This window comes from Actinomadura sp. ATCC 39365 (genome assembly GCF_054392275.1).
Window position 1 is genome coordinate 479,094 of record NZ_CP184335.1, and the last position, 14,462, is coordinate 493,555.

Annotated in this window: 19 protein-coding genes and 1 pseudogene; 11 read left to right on the forward strand and 9 right to left on the reverse strand. The window is 69.1% G+C overall.

What is annotated here, in order from left to right; genetic code table 11:
- Positions 1 to 47: 47 nt before the first annotated feature.
- From ACNF49_RS02635 to ACNF49_RS02660, 6 genes are all read right to left on the reverse strand, one after another.
- Positions 48 to 947: a lysophospholipid acyltransferase family protein gene (locus ACNF49_RS02635; RefSeq protein ID WP_482942682.1), complete on the reverse strand. Its 900-nt coding sequence runs from the start codon at positions 945 to 947 to the stop codon at positions 48 to 50.
- Entirely contained in the window at positions 944 to 1,939 is a 996-nt protein-coding gene (locus ACNF49_RS02640) for an NAD-dependent epimerase/dehydratase family protein (protein ID WP_482942683.1), read from the reverse strand. The genes ACNF49_RS02635 and ACNF49_RS02640 overlap by 4 nt, the downstream gene beginning before the upstream one ends.
- A 22-nt stretch (positions 1,940 to 1,961) precedes the next feature.
- Entirely contained in the window at positions 1,962 to 2,060 is a 99-nt protein-coding gene (locus tag ACNF49_RS02645; protein ID WP_018654693.1) for a 30S ribosomal protein bS22, read from the reverse strand.
- Between the two features lie 174 nt (positions 2,061 to 2,234).
- A complete protein-coding gene (locus ACNF49_RS02650; RefSeq protein WP_026214222.1) occupies positions 2,235 to 2,438 on the reverse strand; it encodes a helix-turn-helix domain-containing protein in 204 nt (67 codons plus the stop codon).
- A 312-nt stretch (positions 2,439 to 2,750) separates the two neighbouring features.
- Complete coding sequence (locus ACNF49_RS02655; protein WP_357966272.1) at positions 2,751 to 3,533, reverse strand: phosphatase; 783 nt, start codon at positions 3,531 to 3,533, stop codon at positions 2,751 to 2,753.
- Between the two features lie 52 nt (positions 3,534 to 3,585).
- Complete coding sequence (locus ACNF49_RS02660) at positions 3,586 to 4,749, reverse strand: acetoin utilization protein AcuC (RefSeq protein WP_482942684.1); 1,164 nt, start codon at positions 4,747 to 4,749, stop codon at positions 3,586 to 3,588.
- Positions 4,750 to 4,873: 124 nt separating this feature from the next.
- Here ACNF49_RS02660 and ACNF49_RS02665 point away from each other — a divergent pair, with 124 nt between their 5' ends.
- The 3 genes and pseudogenes from ACNF49_RS02665 to ACNF49_RS02675 all read left to right on the forward strand — a co-directional run.
- Positions 4,874 to 6,004, forward strand: coding sequence for a sensor histidine kinase (locus ACNF49_RS02665; protein WP_498701913.1), 1,131 nt, complete (start codon positions 4,874 to 4,876; stop codon positions 6,002 to 6,004).
- Entirely contained in the window at positions 6,001 to 6,660 is a 660-nt protein-coding gene (locus ACNF49_RS02670) for a response regulator (RefSeq protein ID WP_482942685.1), read from the forward strand. The genes ACNF49_RS02665 and ACNF49_RS02670 overlap by 4 nt, the downstream gene beginning before the upstream one ends.
- Before the next feature lie 81 nt (positions 6,661 to 6,741).
- A pseudogene (locus tag ACNF49_RS02675) lies at positions 6,742 to 6,867 on the forward strand (ABC transporter ATP-binding protein); the annotation flags it as partial.
- A gap of 516 nt (positions 6,868 to 7,383) precedes the next feature.
- Here ACNF49_RS02675 and ACNF49_RS02680 read toward each other — a convergent pair.
- Both ACNF49_RS02680 and ACNF49_RS02685 read right to left on the reverse strand, forming a co-directional pair.
- Positions 7,384 to 7,614: a DUF397 domain-containing protein gene (locus tag ACNF49_RS02680; RefSeq protein WP_482942686.1), complete on the reverse strand. Its 231-nt coding sequence runs from the start codon at positions 7,612 to 7,614 to the stop codon at positions 7,384 to 7,386.
- Positions 7,596 to 8,432, reverse strand: a complete 837-nt coding sequence (locus tag ACNF49_RS02685) for a helix-turn-helix domain-containing protein (RefSeq protein ID WP_498701919.1) — start codon at positions 8,430 to 8,432, stop codon at positions 7,596 to 7,598. Before ACNF49_RS02685 ends, ACNF49_RS02680 begins: the two co-directional genes overlap by 19 nt.
- A gap of 289 nt (positions 8,433 to 8,721) precedes the next feature.
- Here ACNF49_RS02685 and ACNF49_RS02690 point away from each other — a divergent pair, with 289 nt between their 5' ends.
- From ACNF49_RS02690 to ACNF49_RS02700, 3 genes are all read left to right on the forward strand, one after another.
- Positions 8,722 to 9,216, forward strand: a complete 495-nt coding sequence (locus tag ACNF49_RS02690) for an ATP-binding protein (protein WP_498703782.1) — start codon at positions 8,722 to 8,724, stop codon at positions 9,214 to 9,216.
- Entirely contained in the window at positions 9,213 to 9,710 is a 498-nt protein-coding gene (locus ACNF49_RS02695; RefSeq protein ID WP_482942688.1) for a hypothetical protein, read from the forward strand. Before ACNF49_RS02690 ends, ACNF49_RS02695 begins: the two co-directional genes overlap by 4 nt.
- A 145-nt stretch (positions 9,711 to 9,855) precedes the next feature.
- Entirely contained in the window at positions 9,856 to 10,152 is a 297-nt protein-coding gene (locus ACNF49_RS02700) for a hypothetical protein (RefSeq protein ID WP_482942689.1), read from the forward strand.
- Positions 10,153 to 10,828: 676 nt separating this feature from the next.
- On the opposite strand, the gene ACNF49_RS02705 is transcribed toward ACNF49_RS02700, so the two are convergent.
- Entirely contained in the window at positions 10,829 to 11,191 is a 363-nt protein-coding gene (locus ACNF49_RS02705) for an STAS domain-containing protein (RefSeq protein ID WP_482942690.1), read from the reverse strand.
- A gap of 255 nt (positions 11,192 to 11,446) precedes the next feature.
- Here ACNF49_RS02705 and ACNF49_RS02710 point away from each other — a divergent pair, with 255 nt between their 5' ends.
- The 5 genes from ACNF49_RS02710 (at position 11,447) to ACNF49_RS02730 (ending at position 14,303) form a co-directional block, all read left to right on the forward strand.
- Positions 11,447 to 11,905 carry a hypothetical protein gene (locus ACNF49_RS02710; protein ID WP_482942691.1) on the forward strand — a complete coding sequence of 153 codons (459 nt, stop codon included), beginning with the start codon at positions 11,447 to 11,449 and terminating at the stop codon, positions 11,903 to 11,905.
- A 5-nt stretch (positions 11,906 to 11,910) separates the two neighbouring features.
- Positions 11,911 to 12,666 (forward strand): hypothetical protein, encoded by a 756-nt coding sequence (locus ACNF49_RS02715; protein ID WP_482942692.1) that lies wholly within the window; start codon positions 11,911 to 11,913, stop codon positions 12,664 to 12,666.
- A 2-nt stretch (positions 12,667 to 12,668) separates the two neighbouring features.
- Positions 12,669 to 13,379 carry an FtsK/SpoIIIE domain-containing protein gene (locus tag ACNF49_RS02720; RefSeq protein ID WP_482942693.1) on the forward strand — a complete coding sequence of 237 codons (711 nt, stop codon included), beginning with the start codon at positions 12,669 to 12,671 and terminating at the stop codon, positions 13,377 to 13,379.
- 5 nt (positions 13,380 to 13,384) lie between these two features.
- The gene (locus ACNF49_RS02725; RefSeq protein ID WP_482942694.1) at positions 13,385 to 13,843 is read left to right on the forward strand and encodes a hypothetical protein; all 459 of its coding nucleotides are present in this window, start codon (positions 13,385 to 13,387) and stop codon (positions 13,841 to 13,843) included.
- Between the two features lie 70 nt (positions 13,844 to 13,913).
- Positions 13,914 to 14,303 (forward strand): hypothetical protein, encoded by a 390-nt coding sequence (locus tag ACNF49_RS02730; RefSeq protein ID WP_482942695.1) that lies wholly within the window; start codon positions 13,914 to 13,916, stop codon positions 14,301 to 14,303.
- Positions 14,304 to 14,462: the final 159 nt, after the last annotated feature.

Here is a 14,462-nt window from a genome sequence, read left to right on the forward strand (position 1 = left end):
GTGACTACACCCGCAGAACACCGGCCGGGCGCGACCGGTTGCACCCTTCACAGGAACGGCGGGAAGGCGGGCCCCCTGCGCAGCCGCAACTCGTTGAGCATCTGCTGGATGACCTCGCGCACGTGGTCGGTCAGGTTGAACACCAGCATCGGGTCGTCGGCCGCGGCGGGCTCGTACTCGTCGGTGCGGATAGGCTCGCCGAACTCGATCATCCACTTGGACGGCAGCGGCACCAGCCCGAGCGGCCCGAGCAGTGGGAAGAACGGCGTGATCGGCAGGTAGGGGACGCCGAGGATGCGGGCCAGGAACTTCAGGTCGCCGATCTTCGGATAGATCTCCTCGGCCCCCACGATGGCCGTGGGCACGATCGGCACGCCCGCGCGGATCGCCGAGGCCACGAACCCGCCCCGGCCGAACCGCTGCAGCTTGTAGCGCTCGGAGAACGGCTTGCCGACGCCCTTGAAGCCCTCGGGGAACACGCCGACCAGCTCGCCCTTGCGCAGCAGCCGGTCGGCGTCCTCGGGGCAGGCCAGCGTGTGGCCGGTCTTGCGGGACAGGTGACCGAGCAGCGGGAGCTGGTAGACCAGGTCGGCCCCGAGCAGGCGGACGGCCCGGCCCGCCTCGTCGTGCAGGGCGACCTGCATCATGAGGGCGTCGATCGGCAGCGTGCCGGAGTGGTTGGCCACCACCAGCGCACCGCCCTCGGCGGGCACGTTCTTCAGCTCGGCCGTCTCGACCCTGAACCAGCGGTGGTAGAGCGGTCTGATCAGTTCGAGGAGCACCTTGTCGGTCAGCTCGGGGTCGTAGCCGAACTCGTCGACCTCGTACTCGCCGGTGATGCGCCGGCGGACGAACGCCAGCAGCCGGGCCAGCGGGTCGGGCTCCTCGAAGGACGGCGCGGCGCTGATCGGGATCACCCGGCCCTCCTCCTCGTGCGGCACGCTCACGGACGCACACCTCCGAACGGATGCATACCCCGTGAACGCACGAAGTCGTCGAAGGCCGCCGCGGTGGTGTACTTGGGCCGCCAGCCCAGCTCGGCCTCCAGCCTGGCGGTGTCGACCGCCCGGCCGTAGCTCATCAGCCGCAGCTGCTCGGGCGAGTACTCGACGAGGCCGAGCCTGCGCACGGTGTTGCCGAGCGTGCGGAAGACGGGCGCGAACAGCGGCAGCGACGCCCGCCCGGCCCGGCGCGCGCACTGCGACAGCAGCAACACGCCTGCCCCGGCCACGTTGAACGTGCCGGGGTGGTCTTCGTTCGCCATCCTGCGCAACACCTCGACCGCGTCGTCCTCGTGGACGAACTGCAACCGCGGGTCGAAGCCGAACACCGTCGGCACGAAGGGCTGGCTGAAGTAACGGGTGAGCGGCGAGTCGACGCCCGGACCCATGAAGTTGGCGAAGCGCAGCAGCGACACCGTCACGTCGGGGCGGCGGCGCGCGAAACCGCGCACGTAGCCCTCGACCTCCGCCGCGTCCTTGGCGTAGCCGTGGACCGGACCGACGTGCGGCTCCAGGTCCTCGGTGAACACCGCCGGATCGCGCGGGGACGAGCCGTAGACGGCGGTGGTGGAGCGCACCACCACGCGCCGCACGGTCGACGACCGCTGGCAGGCACCGAGCAGTTGCATGGTGCCTATGACGTTGTGCTCCTTCATGGCAGCCCTGCCATCGCCCTTGGACGGGGCGCTGACCAGGCTCATGTGCACAACGGTGTCGATGTCCGCGGCCGCGATCACCTCAGCGATGTCGGGGCTGCGCAGATCGACCCGGACGAACTCCGTCCGGCCCAGAGTGATGCCGCCGTCCCGCGTCAGCGAGGGGGGCGGCACGGTGTCCACTCCGATGACGCGGCGGATCTCCGGGTCAGCCGCGAGGACGCTCGCCACCCGGGCGCCTATGTGGCGCGAGACCCCGGTGACAAGCACGGTGTGGGTCATCAGCGCCTCGCAGCTGCGTCGGTTACTTCTTGTTACGCCGCTGGATGCGCGTCTTCTTGAGCAGCTTGCGGTGCTTCTTCTTGGCCATCCGCTTGCGGCGCTTCTTGATCACAGAGCCCACGGGACCCCCAGGTACTGATAGCAAGTCTGAATCGATGTGCGAGCGCACACCGGGTCACAGACTACCGGCGATCCGAGGTAGATCGCCCCTTGGGGGTGAGAGCCCGGCCTCGTGGTGCGCAGGCCGGGCTTCTCCCGCGACCGAATTCACGGCGCGTTCGGGCGCGCCGCTACTTCAACCTGCCTCGATGTAGGCCTCCCGCAGATAGTCGTGGACCGCCTGCTCGGGCACTCTGAACGACCGGCCAACTCGGATGGCCGGCAGCTCACCTGAGTGGACGAGCCGGTACACCGTCATCTTGGACACCCTCATGACCGTCGCGACTTCAGCCACGGTCAGGAACTTCACCTCGCTGAGAGGTCTTTCGCCTGCACCCATCGGACGCCTCTTCCGCACGTGTTTCCGGGTTATCCCCACTGGTGCCATTGCTCACGCACGTGTACTGCCGTCAGCGTAAGTCGGGACTCCGGGTGCGCAAACCCCCTATTTTCTCAGTCCGCGGAGCCACCTGTCAGCCGGACCAGTAAAGTCGCTGGTTAGCAGCCAGGCCGAGCACCTCGCCTGGACCTTGGAACTGTCCAAGTTGCCACACATAAGAGTCGCCCAAGCCCCATCAAAAGTTGGCAAAGGGACAGCGAGCCTCTTGGAATGCAGGCGCGAAAAGACGGTATGGGGAGGGCCGTTTTCGACTCAAAGGGCTCGTGAGACCAGAGTGACCAATCGCTCGGTCAGCGGAGCGTAATAGCGGGGTAGCACATTGTCGTCGAGTGGCACGACGACGTCGATCTTTCCCTCGGCCTCGCCGAGGAACAGGCCGGGATCGTTGCTGTCGGCGAAGGCGACCGTCGGCACGCCCGCCTCGCCCGCCGCCCCCGCCCAGCCGTGGTCGGCGATCACCAGGTCCGGCAGCCGGCCTTCGAGCTCGTCGAGCATGTGCCGCATCGGGGCCGAGTCGTGGGTGTGCACGAAGCCGCCGCGGTCGTCGAGCATGGCGATGTCCTGGAGGTAGCGGATGCGGCGCGGGCGTCCGAAGCCGGAGCCGGTGTACGTCCAGCCCTCGGCCGGGGTGAGCAGGGTCGCGCCGCGCTCGACGGCGAACCTGGCCAGCGGCAGGTGGACGGCGAGCAGCCCGGTCGGGTGGCCGGTGGCGAACAACACCCGCGGGGACGGCCGCGACAACACGGACGCGACACGCGCCGCCATGGCGTCGATCGCGTCGATCGTCAGGTCGGGGTCGATGGTGTCCTGGCCCCGGCGGTGGCCGGGATCGGCGACCACGCCGGCCGACTTGGCCATCAGGTCGAGGACGTCCCGGAAGGTCCACGGCTGCTCGAACGTCAGGCCGAGCATGTAGTACGGGTCGCGGTTGGCCAGCGAGCTGTAGTGGTCGAGGTTGTTCTCGCGCGACGTCGCGACGTCACCGGCGATGCGGCTGTGGATCAGGTGTCGGCGGAGTTCGTCGCGGCTCAGCACAGGTCTTCCTCATCAGGGGCAGCGAGGACGTCGAGCGTCGTCAGGGCGGTCGTCAGGGCATCGGGTCGAGGCCGTGCAGAGGGAACACCGCCTGCCGGGTCGCCATGACCGCACGGTCGATGGGGTCCGCTGGGTCATAACCGCCGGAGATGTCGTGAAATTCCGGATTGCGTCCGTCGGTCATGGTCAGCGGGGGTGCCTCGCCGGTGCGCTCCCTGACGTACCGGCGCCAGGCGTCGGGGGTGGGCGTGGCCGGGTCGACGGGATGGCCGGCGGCCTCGGCGATGAGGTGCGTCCAGATGCGCGGCACGACCTGGACGAGCTCGTAACCGCCGCCGCCCACCGCGATCCACCGGCCGCCCGCCGTCTCGTGCGCCAGCTCGTGCAGGGCGGCGTAGGCCGCGCGCTGGCCGTCGATGCTGAGCATGAGGTTGGCGAGGGGGTCGAGGGCGTGGCTGTCGCAGCCGTGCTGGGTGACCAGGATCTCCGGGCCGAACTCGCGCAGCAGCGGCGGCACGACCGCGTGGAAGGCGCGCAGCCAGCCGGAGTCGCCGCAGCCGGCCGGGAGCGCCACGTTGACGGCCGTGCCCTCCGCGCCGGTCTCGTGCGGGAAGCCGGTGCCCGGGAACAGCGTGCGCGGGCTCTCGTGCAGGCTGATCGTGAGCACCCTGGGGTCGTCGTAGAAGACGGCCTGCACGCCGTCGCCGTGGTGCACGTCGACGTCGACGTACGCCACCCGCGTGGCCCCCTGCTCCAGCAGCCAGGCGATGGCCAGGGCCGGGTCGTTGTAGACGCAGAAGCCGCTGGCCGCGGCCGGCATGGCGTGGTGGAGCCCGCCCGCGACGTTGACCGCGTGCTCGGCCGCGCCCTCCCAGACCGCGCGCGCCGCCGCCAGGGACGCCCCCGCGATCAGCGCGGACGCCTCGTGCACGCCCTTGAAGGCCGGATTGTCGGTGGTGCCGAGCCCCGCCCGCAGGTCGGGCACGCCGGCCACGGAGACGCCCTTGACCGCCTCGATGTAGCCGCGGTCGTGCACCAGGGCCAGCTCGTCGTCGCCGGCGGGCGCGCAGCCGGCCATCTCGACCTTGTCGAGGACGCCGAGCGCGCGGGCGAGCGCGATCGTCAGCTCGACCCTGATGGGCGCCAGCGGGTGACTCGGGCCGAAGTTGTAGGAGGTGAGAGCGTCGTCCCAGATGACTCGTGCCGTTCGGCTCATGCCCCGCCCTCCGCGCGTCCCTCACCTTGCGCCGACGTTACCGCAGCGCCCTGTTCCCGTTGTAGCCCGGGTGATCGTCGGGGACGGCCTCGGTCGCATCAGAAATTTCGTGACTTAGTGTTTTATGGTGCGCTGGGCGCGGCCTTTCCTCAGAATCTTTCATTTCTTCCGACGTCCCCGGGTTTTCGACACCACGATCGTGGTGGTGCTCGTCCTGTTCCCGGGCCTCGGGCTGCTCATCTCGTCCCTCCAGACGGGGGTCGACGGGGCGCTGGGGTCCGTGCACTTCCTGCTGACCAGCGTGCTGCTGCTCGTCCGCCGGAGCAGGCCGGTGCTGGTGGCCGGGGCCGTCACGGCGTTCGACGTGATCGGCATCGCGGCCGGAATGGTGACGTCGGCCACCATCCCCGAGGGGATCGCCTTCTACAGCCTGGCGCGCCACTCCTCCGGCCGTCCGTCGCTGATCATGACGGTCACGGGGATGGTCGCCTACGGCACGGTGATGGAGATCAAGGGGCCGGGCCTCGGGCAGTTCCTGGCCGGCGCCTTCGTCGTCGCGATCCCGGCGGGAATCGGCGCGCTGGTCAAGGCCAGGGCCGAGCTGAACGAACGCAGCAGGCTGGAGGCCGCCGACGCCGCCGTACAGGCCGAGCGGCGGCGCATCGCGAGGGAGCTGCACGACGTCGTCGCGCACCACATCACGGTGATCAACGCCCTGGTCGGCGGCGCGCGGGCCACGCTCGCGCCCGAGCAGGAGGTCACCCGCGAGGCGCTGGAGAGCGCCCAGCAGACGGCCCGCCAGGCGATGTCGGAGATGCGCCGGCTGCTGCACGTGCTGCGGGCCGACGGCAACGACGGCCCGGACGCCGCGACCGGCGTGGGGGCCGAGCGGCTGCCCGCGCTCATCGGCGAGGCCAGGAGCGCCGGGCTGCCCGCCAGCCTGACCGTCACGGGCGAGCCGGTGGCGCTGCCCTCGGCCGTGGACCACGCCGTCTACCGGATCGTGCAGGAGGCCCTGACCAACACCCGCAAGCACGCGGCCGGCGCCAGGGCCAGCGTGCGCCTGGCCTACGAGTCCGAGGCGGTGGAGGTCGAGGTGCTCGACGACGGCGTGCCGCAGCAGGGCGGCGCGCCGGGGTTCGGGCTGGGCGGCATGGCCGAGCGGGTCGCGCTGTGCGGCGGCCGGCTTTCGACCGGCCCGCGTCCCGGGGGAGGATTCCGGGTGCACGCCCGCATCCCCTTGGAGGCAACATGATCACGGTGCTGCTGGTCGACGACCACGAGCTGGTCCGCAAGGGGTTCCGGCTGATGCTCGACGCGCAGCCCGACCTGTCCGTGGTGGGCGAGGCCGGCGACGGCGAGCGGGCCGTCGAGCTGAGCCGGCGGCTGCGTCCGGACGTGGTGCTGATGGACCTGCACATGCCGGGGCTCGACGGCGTGCGGGCGACCGAGCTGATCACCTCGGAGCTGCCGGGCGTGCGGGTGCTCGCGCTGAGCACGTTCGACCTGGACGAGAACGTGGTCGCGGCGCTGCGGGCGGGCGCCGACGGTTTCCTGCCCAAGGACGTCTCCCCCGAGGAGCTGATCGAGGGCGTGCGCGTGGTGCACCGGGGCGAGTCGGCGGTCGCGCCGCGGCTGCTGACCCGGCTGATCGGCACGTTCGTCCGCTCGTCGAGGCCGCCGGCCGCGCCCGCGCCGCCCGTGCTGGACGCGCTGACCGAGCGCGAGCGGGAGATCCTCGTGCTGATCGCCAGAGGCCGGTCGAACACCGAGATCGCCGGGGAACTGGCCGTCTCCCCCTCGACCGTGAAGAACCACGTGACCAGCCTGTTCGCCAAGCTCGGGGTCAGGGACCGGGCGCAGGCGGTGATCGTCGCGTACGAGGCGGCGCTGATCAAACCTGGAGACTAGGACCAGGCTCCCAGGCCGCGCCCGGCAAGAACGTCCTCACGGCCGAAGAGAACGGGAGACGCCGACGGCACGCTGGGTGGCATGACGGCGATTCGCGCAACCAACCTGAGCAAACGCTACGGCGCCACCCATGCCGTCGCGGACCTGTCGTTCGACGTCGAGCCCGGCCAGGTGACCGGGTTCCTAGGGCCCAACGGCGCCGGCAAGCCTGCTAATGGTCTGGGGCGCTTGCGATTTGGTAACGATCCGCGCGGCTGATTGGCGCGTTGCGCTGCGGAGTTGCCCCGAAGTCTCCGTCTCGTGAGGGGGTGGACGAATCGTTGCGGTGGTGCCAACCTCACGGGGCAAGATCTCAAAAGGGGGGCATTACAATGGCTCGCCAATCGGGGAGGGGCAGCGCCCCTGCCTCCGGTAATTCCCTCCCCGCCCCCCTTTTGTGATCTTGGAGGGGTCCCCGTGTGGTTGGCTCCGAAACGATTCGGTAGCCCCCGCCGTAGCGGACCAAGATCAGCCGGCGAGTGGCCTACGGGGGGTCCAGCGGGCCGTAGGCACGCAGTGCGGCGCTGGCCCGTGGGGGTTCCCCAAAGGCATTTGCCCTTGTCGGGATCAGTGCCGCTCCAGATAAGCAACAAGCGCCTGATTACCGAGGCATCAGGCGCTTGTAGCGGTATCGAGACGGCGATGCTCCGCTAGGGGCGGGGACCTCATCGCCGGAGTGAGTGGTCAGCTTAGGTCGTCAAACTCCCCAAGTCTCACGCCGCCTAGGAATGCTTTCCATTCCGCTGGCGTGAAGACAAGAGCGGAGCCGGTGGGGTTCTTGCTGTCACGAACTGCGACGATCCCGGGAAGATTGGTGGCGACCTCAACGCAGTTCCCACCGCCGTTACCGCTGCGGGAACTCTTCCTCCACACAGCCCCGGTGAGCTGCGTAGCGGTCAGGTCCTTAGACTCCATTGGTCTGCTGCGTCCTTGATCTTGTCGAGCGATTCGCCTGGGCGGTACGCCTCTGCTCGTAGTCTGTCATACCGCCCCCAGATGAGGGAAACCAGTTCATGCTCAGCCGAAACTTCCCCTCTACCTGCGGACTCTACAGACACGGTGGTCGGAGCGTCGGCAAGTTCAGCGATGACGAAACCCGACATCAGGCCGTCCGTACACGGGCTGTCTGCGGGGACGATCTGCACCGTCACATTGTGGTTGGTGGCGACGGCTGCCAGGTGTGTGAGCTGGTCGGCCATCACTCGGGGATCGCCGATAGAGCGGCGCAGAACCCACTCGTCCAGAAGCACCCACAAGGTGGGGGGACTATTGCGGGTGAGGATGAGTTGCCTCTGCATCCGGGCGGCCACCTGCTCCTCTACCTCCGCTTCGAGGATCGCGCGGTGCCCACGGAAGATGGCACGCGCGTAGTCCTCCGTCTGGAGTAACCCGGGAATCAGGAGCGGGTCCCACGTGCGCAAGGTCGCTGCGCTGGGCTCTATCTCCTCCAGCCATCGCAGGAACCATCCTGGCCCGGAAGGTGACTGGTGTATTCGGCGACACAGCCGAACGAAGTAATCCTTATCAGGTAGGGCGAAAAGCTGATCACAGGCTTGTGCGAAGTCGAGTTGCGGGTTACGACTACCGGTCTCGATGTGCCCTACAAGCGACGGAGAGCACCCTACGTGATCGGCTAGTCGCCGTTGGGATAGCCCCCGCTCCTTCCGGCATCGTGCCAGCTCGCGCCCAAAACGCTCAGCGGGTGAGATGCGAGGGTCCAGATCGTTCGCCATGTGGGTCTCCCGGGCGTCGTTGGCATAACGCTCACTTGCATTCACAGGCCACTACATATGTCTACACGGCATGCGTGCTTCTGTCACGAGACTGTCTCGCGATCTAGCGTGCAAAATGCCTGGTCGATTAGGCACTCTGAGAGAGCCCCGCAAACCTGTATCCCTCTGGGGCACGATCGAAACCGACATTTCGACCACATCTAGTGGCGACGAAATGACAGCCAAGATCTTCGGTGTAGGTCTTAGCACGAAGGCTGATGATCAAGTGAGCGGAGAGGGTGGGAGCAAGATGCCCCAGGAAAGACGCGGAGGGTGCCCCCTTCCGTCTGTCGTAACTGCGTCAGCGGTTGTAGCCGATCCCCCCTTCGCGGGGGTCAAGGTATGGCTCGTCCGTGAGATAGAGATCCCCTCGCTCCTGCCTGGGCTGGTTCGCAGGGAGCTAGCGGAGTGGATGGGATCGACTCACGAAGCGCTCGGCGATCTGCAAACAATCGCCACCGAACTGGTCACCAACGCGCTGATACACGCTAACGCGGAGTGGGTACGCGTGCACCTCATTCCGGAATCGGGGTTCTGGCGGCTGACCGTGGTGGACCCGGGTCGGAACGGTCTGGTCCCGCATCCTCGGATCACTGCGGAGACGGACGAGTGGGGCCGTGGCCTACGCATGGTGCACGGTCTGACGTCCGGGGCGTGGGGCACCAACGCGACCTTGCTCGGTGAGCGCGTGGTGTGGGCGCTGGTGCCCCGGCTGGGCGGCCAGTCAGACGGGCGGCGGTCATGAGCGACGACCCCGGTTACGTGGAGGCTCGCCGTGATGAGGTCGGGCCGTTCGTGCGGCTTCGGTGGGGGCAGGTCCGGCTGGTCACGCGGGAGCGGGCATGGCTGGATTTCCTGGACGCGGTCAGGGACGGCGGATATTCGCCGGAGCCGGTGGCCGATGCGCCGGGCTGGGTACGTGCGGAGATCGGCGAGGGGTTCAGCAAGCGTGATCGGCCGGTGGGGTGGCGGCCGAAGGTGCTGGAGGTCCCCGAAGAGACCTGGTCGCGGTTCGTGGAGGCGGTGCGGGCGGACGTGTTCTCGGGCCTGACGGCTGAGATGTGGAAGGGGAATCCGGCTGCCAAGGGGCGGGAGTGGCGGGTCACGCACAGCATCGGGGGCTGGGGGGTGTGGGAGCGCGTGAACGCGGACGGGGCGGACAAGGACGCGGTGTCTCCGCCGCCTGATGAAGAGCCACCCCTACCCGGGGGAAAGTCCTCGGAGGGACGGTGCGGGTAGGGGTTTGAGGGGCCTTCCCCGGAGGTCATTCCTGGCATCGCGTGAGGCGGCCCGCTGGTGTGGAAGCGGCGTCGGCAGCCACACGTGGTGCAGCCTCCGGGGACGGTCCTTCGCATAGCAGACACAGCGGTCAGGAAGGAGTGAGGTGGGCGGCGAGTCTTACGGGTCGTGGCGGGATGAGGTCCTGGCGAGTCTGGCGCAGTTCCCGGCGGGGGTGAGTGCCGGTGAGCTGGCTGAGCATTTCGATCACGTGCGCACGCCGGACTACTTCCGCAAGTGCCTGTCCGCGCTGGCCCGCGAGGGTGTGGCGGTGAGGGTCGAACCGCCCGCGTCCGATCCTGCTTCGGGCGTCCCCGCGCGGGGGCCGCATCCTCGGGTGCGCTACCGGCTGGCTGATGAGAAGTCGGTGGAGGCGTCGCCGGAGGGTGGCGGCGCACTGTAGACAACCCCTGGCCGGTGGGGCTGGTTGCCGCCTGGCCGGTCAGGGGTGCAAGTCCCGTTCAGTGAGGGGAAATCCTCCGTGGGCTGGGGTGGCTGCGTGTTGGGGTGCGGTCGCCTGAGGAGCCAGCCCGCGTCGAGTGAGTTGCGGGCCTTCACTGGGCGGTCCTCCCGCGCGATGTGAGCGCTCGGGAGGGGTCGGAGTCCTTGGCCAGCGTTGGTGCCCCCGTGCCGGGCGGCCAAGGACTCCGGCATGTTCGGGGGCTGTGGCATGTCTGGTGTTGAGCACGTCCCGGGGTCCGACGCGGGGTGGTGCTGTCCTTCCGGAAGGGTCCTTCCTCGGGCGCATGGCTTGGCGTGCGGGGCCGGGTGCCGGGGTCAGGGCAGGCGACGGCCGGGCGGGTCCGGTTCGGTGACGCCGGGGCGAGGCCAGGCCGGCGAGGGTGGCGAGGGCGAGCACGGCGCGCTAGCGCCGCGCGCAGTCCCGATGTCCGCACTCGCCTGCCTGTGCCGTTGCCCCGGTGGCACCCGGGCGCGGTACCGGTGAGGGTCTGGGGTTCAACCTTGACCGCGAGCCAAGCAAGATCATCTACGCGGGAGTGGTGCCGTCCGGCCGTAGGCCGGGCGGGCTTGATCTAGTAGGGAAACTCATCACACAGTCCGATGCGCGCGGCGGGGTATCAGGAGTCTGCGGGGTGACTCCGGGCGGCGGTCAAGGCGTCGTCCACCGTGGCGTGAACCGTCAGGTAGGACGCGACGCCGGTGCGGATAATCAAGTGTCGGGGAGTGGGGCGGGCGGCGGCGAGCCAGAGATCGCCTCCGCGTCCGCGCTGCGCCTGTGCCGCAGTGATGATCGCACCTAGGCCGGAACTGTCCATGAACGCTAGTTGCGATAGGTCAAGCACCGTGACGTCAGGGGGCTGACTGCCGACTTCGGCTAGGTACGTCTCGAAGTATGTTCGATTGGTGATGTCCAGCTCGCCGGTTGCTGCGATCAGAGTGACCCCGGGCAGGCGCTGATGGGTCAGCGTGAGCGGGGTCATCGCAACCTCATTTGAGCACTCCAAAGGGGCCGTGCCAAGCGGCGGGTAACCCATCATGCCCGAACTTGCCTAGACCATGCCAATGATCCACGGCGCGCGGCGCGGGGGTCGCGCGGGCGCGTTCTAGCACGGCTGCGGCTGGGTGGTCGCCGGTATGCCGCGAATGCATGGGTTCGAACCGTTCGAACGCGTGTTCGAGTACTGCTTGCCATGGTGGATGTCACAGGGACATCCGCACCGATGGGAGGTAGTGGGATGCGATTCCCGATCGACACGACGCAACTGGCGTTCACGGTCACCTCGCCCCCGATGCCCGCGCGCGACTTCGCCACCAAGAAGGCGAAGGTGACCGACGATGGTCGGCCGGTCATGGTGGTGACGCTGCTGGCGATGGACGGGACCGACTCGACCAAGGTCAAGTTCAACCTCGCCGGGGAGCAGCACCACCTGACGCCGGGCCTTCCGGTCCGGGTGGATGGGCTCGCCTACGGGATGGCCAAGGACGGCGAGGTGCGGTGGTGGATGGCTGACGCCGTGGTCCCGATGGTCACGGGTCCGGTCACGGCTCACCACGTGGCCGCGCCTTCGGTGGCCGCATCGGTGGCCACTTCGACGGCCGGGGGTAATGGCGATGGGGCGGGAGCCTCGCGCGGGCGGAACCCGGTGGCGTCCCGGCACGGTGCTACCCCGGCTGAGTCCGGGGGCGTGGCGTGATGGTCATGGGTCCGCAGGTTCCGGGCCGGGCCTCCGGGCTGCCCCCCGCGATCGAGATGCCCGCCGTGCCCATCCGGGCGCAGAGCACTCCCGAGTCCCGGCTGACCGTTTACGTGCTGCGTCCGGCGTGGCTGGTCCGGCGTGAGATCGGGCTGAGCCTGGGCGCGGGGGGCATGGTCGGCGGTGGCTGGCTGGCGTGGGACTGGCCGGGCGCGCTGGGCGTGTGGGTGTGCCTGGCCTCGCTGGTCGGCGGGGTGCCCGGGGTTCGCGGCTGGCTCACCGGCCTGCTGTGGCGGTCGCGAGTGATCCGCCGCTGGGACCGGGCTGCCCGCTTCGCCGGGCTGGCCACGCACAACGACCGGGTTCCGCGCGTCATGCAGGCGGTGCGGACGGCGGCCGGTGAACGGCTGCGGGTGCGCCTGCCCAAGGGGAGCGCGGTGTGCGACGTGGAGGAGCGCACGCCGTGGCTGGCCTCCTCGCTGGAAGCCTCGGCCGTGCTGGTGCTCGGCGATGAGGTCAACGCTCGGTACGCATCGGTGGAGGTGATCCGGCGTGATCCGCTGGACGGGTTCGGGGTGCTGGCCTGGCCGTGGGTGGACGCCCCCGACGCGGGGTGGGTCGCCTCGGCGTGGGACCCGATGCCGGTGGGCGTCTCGGAGACGGGAGATCTGGTGGTGGTGTCGCTGCTGAGCGAGGGCGCACCGGAGACGATCGGGGCCGGGGCGGGGGCTGCGGCTGAGATCGGCGGGCCGGGCCGGTGAGCGTGCATGTGCTGCTGGGCGGCGCGCCTGAGTCGGGCAAGTCGGTGGCGCTGCATGCGCTGATCGCTGGCCTGATGATCGACCCGGAAACCGACGCGGTGATGATCGACGGCAAGGGCGGCGTAGAGCTGGCCGCGTGGGAGAAGGTGGCGCGCGGCGGCATCCGCTCCGACATCGACAGTGCCACTGAGGGCCTGGAGTGGGCGGTCAAGCGCATGGATGAGCGCTACACCTTCCTGAGCGCGTGCGGGGCGCGGAAGATCACGCGGTCGATGGGCTACGGGCTGCTTGCCGTGGTGATCGATGAGCTGGCGGCGTTCACGCTGCACCCGGATAAGAAGAAGCGAGAACGGTTCCTGCTGGCGCTGCACGACCTCGGCGCGCGGGGGCGCGCTGCGGCGGTGCGGGTGCTGGCCGCAACCCAAAAGCCCGGCAGTGACGTGGTGCCGACCTACGTCCGGGATCTGTTCGACACCCGGTGGGCGCTGCGCTGCACGACCAAGGACGCCTCCGACACGGTTCTGGGGTCGGGCTGGGCGACGCGGGGCGTGGACGCCTCGACCATCGACCTGGGAGCGGCCGGGGTCGGTTACCTGCTGTCGGACGCGGCGGGGCCGGTCCGGCTGAAGGGCTTCTACATCACCGACACACAACTGTCAGACCTGGCGGCCTACGCGGCGGAGCTGCGGGCCACAACTCACACATGGAGGTAAGTCCGATGACCACTCACACCACTGACACGTACACCCCCAACGCGCACCCGTCCGACTCGCGCGGCACTGCCACGCGCACCGCGCCGCGCCTTGCGGGGAGCCCGCCGCGCTCGGTTCAGCTCGCGGCCAACTGGATGGGGGTGCAGTGCTGCATCGGCATCCTGGCCCTGGCGTTCCTCCTGCCGATGGCGGGCGCGTACGGTCCGATCCCGGGCGCGGTGCTCGTCTGGGCCGGGGTCACCTTCGCCTTCTACATCCTGATCGGAGTGCTGGCGGCCAAGCTCAGCGCGGGTCGCCGCTGGGTCCGGCGCACGGCGCTGACGGTGGAAATCCTCATGCTCGGAAGCGGGGCGCTGTCCCTGTTCACCGGTCCCAACATCGGGACCGTGGTGGCGCTGGCCATCGCCACAGTCATCACCTGCTACCTGTCCACGCGGGAGACGGCGGAGTACTTCGCCTCCTGACCTCCGTCCCTGCTCAACCCCGCTCGATCCTTCCCACACGGTTCTACTCATCACAGACAGGAGAACGACCATGTTCCGACCCTCCACCCTGTTCGCCGGCTCAGTCCTCGCCGCTCTGACCATGGGTTTCGCGGCCATCCCGGCGAACGCGCAGACGCAGACCACCACGCAGGCCGTGAGCCGGACGGCCAACGGCGCGGGGGCGTGCCGTCAGGTCCAGGTGACCGGGGACAAGATCGCCATCCGTGACTTCCCGTTCGTCAACGGCCTCGTCGTGCGGACCGTTGCGCGCGGGACGATCCTGACGACGTGCGGTGTCGTGGCGGGCAACGGCTCCAACTCCTACCCGTCCAAGTGCGGGTTACGGGGGCAGAGCTGGTATCAGGTGCGGTCGGGGCGGCTGACCGTCACCGGGAGCCCGTACGGCTACGTTCCGGCGACCTGCGTGCGGGTGATCTAGCCCGCGTCCGGTGCCGGGGAGGGCCGCCCGATGCGATCACCGGTCGGGCGGCTTTCCGGAAAGGGCCTCTACCTGCGGAAATGTAGTTCGAATATAGGCGTCCCGGATTGAACCGTCCGGCCGGATGCGTCGTACCACCACTGTCTGATCACTCAACAG

Bases quoted from the DNA above. Each gene is read 5' to 3' on its own strand.
- ACNF49_RS02640 (WP_482942683.1), bottom strand. From the start codon at position 1,939: ATGACCCACACCGTGCTTGTCACCGGGGTCTCGCGCCACATAGGCGCC.
- ACNF49_RS02650 (WP_026214222.1), bottom strand. From the start codon at position 2,438: ATGGGTGCAGGCGAAAGACCTCTCAGCGAGGTGAAGTTCCTGACCGTG.
- ACNF49_RS02660 (WP_482942684.1), bottom strand. From the start codon at position 4,749: ATGAGCCGAACGGCACGAGTCATCTGGGACGACGCTCTCACCTCCTAC.
- ACNF49_RS02665 (WP_498701913.1), top strand. From the start codon at position 4,874: ATGGTGCGCTGGGCGCGGCCTTTCCTCAGAATCTTTCATTTCTTCCGA.
- ACNF49_RS02670 (WP_482942685.1), top strand. From the start codon at position 6,001: ATGATCACGGTGCTGCTGGTCGACGACCACGAGCTGGTCCGCAAGGGG.
- ACNF49_RS02680 (WP_482942686.1), bottom strand. From the start codon at position 7,614: ATGGAGTCTAAGGACCTGACCGCTACGCAGCTCACCGGGGCTGTGTGG.
- ACNF49_RS02685 (WP_498701919.1), bottom strand. From the start codon at position 8,432: ATGGCGAACGATCTGGACCCTCGCATCTCACCCGCTGAGCGTTTTGGG.
- ACNF49_RS02690 (WP_498703782.1), top strand. From the start codon at position 8,722: ATGCCCCAGGAAAGACGCGGAGGGTGCCCCCTTCCGTCTGTCGTAACT.
- ACNF49_RS02695 (WP_482942688.1), top strand. From the start codon at position 9,213: ATGAGCGACGACCCCGGTTACGTGGAGGCTCGCCGTGATGAGGTCGGG.
- ACNF49_RS02705 (WP_482942690.1), bottom strand. From the start codon at position 11,191: ATGACCCCGCTCACGCTGACCCATCAGCGCCTGCCCGGGGTCACTCTG.
- ACNF49_RS02710 (WP_482942691.1), top strand. From the start codon at position 11,447: ATGCGATTCCCGATCGACACGACGCAACTGGCGTTCACGGTCACCTCG.
- ACNF49_RS02715 (WP_482942692.1), top strand. From the start codon at position 11,911: ATGGGTCCGCAGGTTCCGGGCCGGGCCTCCGGGCTGCCCCCCGCGATC.
- ACNF49_RS02725 (WP_482942694.1), top strand. From the start codon at position 13,385: ATGACCACTCACACCACTGACACGTACACCCCCAACGCGCACCCGTCC.
- ACNF49_RS02730 (WP_482942695.1), top strand. From the start codon at position 13,914: ATGTTCCGACCCTCCACCCTGTTCGCCGGCTCAGTCCTCGCCGCTCTG.